The sequence below is a fragment of the Mycobacteriales bacterium genome (assembly GCA_035504215.1).
GTDB lineage: Bacteria > Actinomycetota > Actinomycetes > JAFAQI01 > JAFAQI01 > DATAUK01.
On sequence record DATJSI010000012.1, the window covers coordinates 1 to 4046 of the forward strand.

Annotated in this window: 5 protein-coding genes; all 5 read right to left on the reverse strand. The window is 70.1% G+C overall.

Features of this window, described 5'->3' with window-relative positions; translation table 11 throughout:
* The coding region (locus VME70_01175) for a F0F1 ATP synthase subunit beta (protein ID HTW18807.1) at positions 1 to 248 on the reverse strand (248 nt) is incomplete at its 3' end.
* Between the two features lie 6 nt (positions 249 to 254).
* Positions 255 to 1166, reverse strand: a complete 912-nt coding sequence (locus VME70_01180; protein ID HTW18808.1) for a F0F1 ATP synthase subunit gamma — start codon at positions 1164 to 1166, stop codon at positions 255 to 257.
* 6 nt (positions 1167 to 1172) lie between these two features.
* Positions 1173 to 2834 (reverse strand): F0F1 ATP synthase subunit alpha, encoded by a 1662-nt coding sequence (atpA, locus tag VME70_01185; GenBank protein ID HTW18809.1) that lies wholly within the window; start codon positions 2832 to 2834, stop codon positions 1173 to 1175.
* Between the two features lie 52 nt (positions 2835 to 2886).
* On the reverse strand, positions 2887 to 3699 hold the full coding sequence (locus VME70_01190; protein HTW18810.1) for a F0F1 ATP synthase subunit delta: 813 nt from the start codon (positions 3697 to 3699) through the stop codon (positions 2887 to 2889).
* A partial coding sequence (locus tag VME70_01195) for a F0F1 ATP synthase subunit B (GenBank protein HTW18811.1) occupies positions 3699 to 4046 on the reverse strand: 348 nt, incomplete at its 5' end. The genes VME70_01190 and VME70_01195, both read right to left, overlap by 1 nt.

The window sequence follows — 4046 nt, forward strand, 5'->3', positions numbered from 1 at the left end:
CCGCGGACGAGGCCGTCGGTCGGCTCCAGGGCGATCGCGCGGACCATGTTGTCGCCGATGTGCTGCTCGACCTCGAGGGTCAGCGTCCGCGCCGCCTCCCCCTCGGCGGCGAAGGCGACGTCCACGTGCAGCGCGTAGTAGATCTCCGGCATCGCCTCGGCCGGGAACTCCACGTCGACGACCGGGCCGATGACCCGGGCGACGCGGCCGGTGCCGGTGGCCGTCTCGTTTTCTACGGTCGCGGTCATGATCAGTTACTCACTCCCTGCGTTCGCTTCAGCGAGCGCGTTCGACCCGCCGACGATTTCGCTGATTTCCTGGGTGATCTCGGCCTGCCGGGCGTTGTTCGCCTCCCGGGTCAGCCGGTCGATAAGGTCGTTGGCGTTGTCCGTCGCCGCCTTCATCGCGCGTCGCCGCGCGGCCAGCTCGGAGGCCGCCGCCTCAAGCATGGCGTAGTAGATCCGGCTGGCCACGTACTGGGGCAGCAGCGCGTCGAGCACGACGTCCGTGTTCGGCTCGAACTCATACGACGGCAGCGCGCCGCCGGGTCGTTCGCCCTCCTTCTCCTCGATCTGCATCGGCAGCAGCCGGCGGACCGCCGGGCGCTGCGTCAGCATCGAGACGAACTCGGTGGACACCAGGTAGATCTCGTCCACGCCGCCATCGGCGACGTCCGCCTCGAACGCCTCGAGCAGCGCCGTGGCCACCTCCTCGGCGTCCGCGTACGACGGCTGGGCGGAGAAGCCGCTCCAGTCGCGCGCCACCGGAATCTCGCGGAAGCGGTGCCAGGAGATGCCCTTGCGGCCGGCCACGAAGGTGACGGTCTTAACGTGACTCTCCTCATTGCGCTGCCGCAGCCGGTTGGCCTCACGCAGCACGTTGGCGTTGTAGGCGCCGCAGAACCCGCCGTCGCTGGTCAGGATGAGCAGCCCGGCCCGCTTGAAGGTCTCCGGCTCGGTGATCATCGGGTGACTGAGCGACGACGACCGGCTCACCACGGCTTCCACCGCCGTGGTGAGCTCCCGCGCGTACGGCTCCGCCGCCCGCATCCGCTGCTGCGCCCTGACGATTCGCGATGACGCGATCAGCTCCTGGGCGCGGGTGATCTTGGCGATCGACTTGACCGCCCTGATCCGCGCCCGGACCGCGCGAAGCTGTGCTCCCATGGGTGCCTACTCGCCGTCCGCCGCGGGCGCGGGCGGTGCGTACCTGGCGACCGACTCCTGGTCGTGCTCACCCTCGCCGAGCGCTGCCACGCCCTCGTCGTCGGCCACCAGCAGCTTGCCACCGGACACCTCGAAGGTACGGCGGAACCGGTCGATCGCGCCCTTGAGCGTCGTGATGTTGTCATCGGTCAGGTCATTGGTCTCCCTGATCGACGTCAGCAGGCCGCCATGCGAGCGGCGCATGTAGTCGAGGAACTCGTCCTCGAACCGGCGGATGTCCTCGACCGGCACGTCGTCCAGCTGGCCGGTGGTGCCCGCCCAGATCGACACGACCTGCTCCTCGACCGGGAACGGCGAGTACTGCGGCTGCTTGAGCAGCTCGACGAGCCGGGCACCGCGCTCGAGCTGTGCGCGGGAGGCCGCGTCCAGGTCGGACGAGAAGGCCGCGAACGCCTCCAGGTCGCGGTACTGCGACAGTGAGAGCTTGAGCTGGCCGGCGACCTTCTTCATCGCCTTGACCTGGGCGGCGCCGCCGACCCGGGAGACCGACAGTCCGACGTTGATGGCCGGGCGGACACCGGCGTTGAACAGGTCGGTCTCCAGGAAGATCTGCCCGTCGGTGATCGAGATGACGTTCGTCGGGATGTAGGCCGAGATGTCGTTCGCCTTGGTCTCGACGATCGGCAGGCCGGTCATCGACCCGGCGCCGAGGTCGTCGGACAGCTTCGCGCAGCGCTCGAGGAGCCGGGAGTGCAGGTAGAAGACGTCACCCGGGTAGGCCTCGCGGCCCGGCGGGCGGCGCAGCAGCAGCGAGATCGCGCGATACGCCTCGGCCTGCTTGGACAGGTCGTCGAAGACGATCAGCACGTGCTTGCCGCCGTACATCCAGTGCTGGCCGATCGCCGAGCCGGTGTACGGAGCGATGTACTTGTAGCCGGCCGGGTCCGAGGCGGGCGCGGCGACGATCGTCGTGTACGCCATCGCGCCGGCCTCTTCGAGCGACTGCTTGACGCCGGCGATCGTGGAGCCCTTCTGGCCGACCGCGACGTAGATGCAGCGCACCTGCTTGGTCGGGTCGCCGGACTCCCAGTAGGCCTTCTGGTTGATGATCGTGTCGATCGCGATCGCGGTCTTGCCGGTCTGCCGGTCGCCGATGATCAGCTGCCGCTGGCCGCGGCCGATCGCGGTCATCGCGTCGATGGCCTTGATGCCGGTCTGCATCGGCTCCTTCACCGGCTGCCGCTGGACCACCGACGGCGCCTGCAGCTCCAGGGCTCGCAGCGTGGTGTTCTCGATCGGGCCGAGGCCGTCGAGCGGCTCGCCGAGCGGGCCGACCATGCGGCCGAGGAACGCGTCGCCGACCGGCACCGCGAGGACCTCGCCGGTCCGCTTGACCGTCTGGCCCTCTTCGATCTGGGAGAACTCGCCCAGGATAACGACACCGATCTCGCGGATATCGAGGTTCAGCGCGATGCCGCGGACGCCGTTCTCGAACTCAAGCAGCTCGTTCGCCATGGCCGAGGGGAGGCCCTCAACCCGGGCAATGCCGTCGCCGCACTCGACGACCGTGCCGACCTCTTCGCGCGCGACACCGGTGGGCTCGTACTCTTCGACGAACCGCGCCAGCGCGTCGCGGATCTCATCCGGTCGGATTGTCAGCTCCGCCATCTTCCTCATTCCGTTCGTGAATAAAAGTCGCTGTGCTTACGCGGTTCGGACCTCAGCCCGCCGCGAGCCTGCGCCGGACCTCGGCAAGGCGGCTCGCCGCGGTCCCGTCGAATAGCTCATCCCCGATCTGAACGGAGACGCCACCTATGACCGTCGGATCGTGCACCACATTCAGGTGAATTCCCTGACCGTAAGTCTGCCGCAGGACATCCCCGAGCCGCTGGCGCTGCCGCGCCGACAGCTCGGCGGCGACCCGGACCACCGCGATCAGCTGCTCGCGCCGGCGGGCGGCGATACCGGCCGCCAGGTCGAGCACGACCTGCGGCGAGCGGCCCCTCGGGTGGGTGAGCAGCTCGGTGATCAGGCTCAACGACGGCCCGCTGACCTTCGCCGAGAGCAGGTTGTCGAGCAGGCTCGCCTTCGCGTCGGGGCCGGTCGGCCCGACGAGGGCCGAGCGCAGCCCCGGCTGCCCCGAGACCACCCGGCCGAACCTGAACAGGTCGTCCTCGAGGTCGTCCAGCGTGCCGCCGAACTGGGCGGCGATCACGAACGCCTCGATGGCGAGCTGCTCGATCGCGTCGGACAGGTCACCGGAGGTCGCCCAGTGCGCCGCCGCGGCGTCGGCGACCAGGTCCTCCGACGCCTGCGACACCTTGCCGTGCAGCAGCCGCTTGGCCACCGCCGCCTTCTCCTCGGCCGGCTTGGTCGAGTCCGCCAGCGCTCGGCGCAGGCCGTGCTCGGTGTCGAGCAGCCGGACGACAGCGAACAGCTCGCCGCCGATCTGCTCGGCGGTTCCGGCGTCGGGCGCCGCGGCGGTCAGCCGCTCCCGGAGCCCGGCGTAGGAGGCCCTGCTGGCCCCGCGCATTACTGGCCGACCCCGGTGGGTGACGCGGTGGGCGACTCCGGCCGGCCCTCAAGGTCGGCCAGGAACCGGTCCACCATCCTGGACTGCCGGGCCTGATCGGTCAGCGACTCGCCGACGATCCGGCTGGCCAGCTCGGTCGCCAGCGCCCCGACCTGAGTGCGGAGCGAGATCAGCGCCTGCTGCCGCTCGGCCTCGATCTGCGCCTGCGCGGCCTCGGTGATCCGGCGGGCCTCCGCCTCGGCGCGCTCGCGCATCTCCGCGATGATCTGGGCGCCCTGCTCACGGGCGTCCTCGCGCATCCGCGCGGCCTCGTGCTTGGCGTCGTCCAGCTGCTCGCGGTACTGCTG

Bases quoted from the DNA above. Each gene is read 5' to 3' on its own strand.
- VME70_01190 (HTW18810.1), bottom strand. From the start codon at position 3,699: ATGCGCGGGGCCAGCAGGGCCTCCTACGCCGGGCTCCGGGAGCGGCTG.
- VME70_01180 (HTW18808.1), bottom strand. From the start codon at position 1,166: ATGGGAGCACAGCTTCGCGCGGTCCGGGCGCGGATCAGGGCGGTCAAG.
- atpA (HTW18809.1), bottom strand. From the start codon at position 2,834: ATGGCGGAGCTGACAATCCGACCGGATGAGATCCGCGACGCGCTGGCG.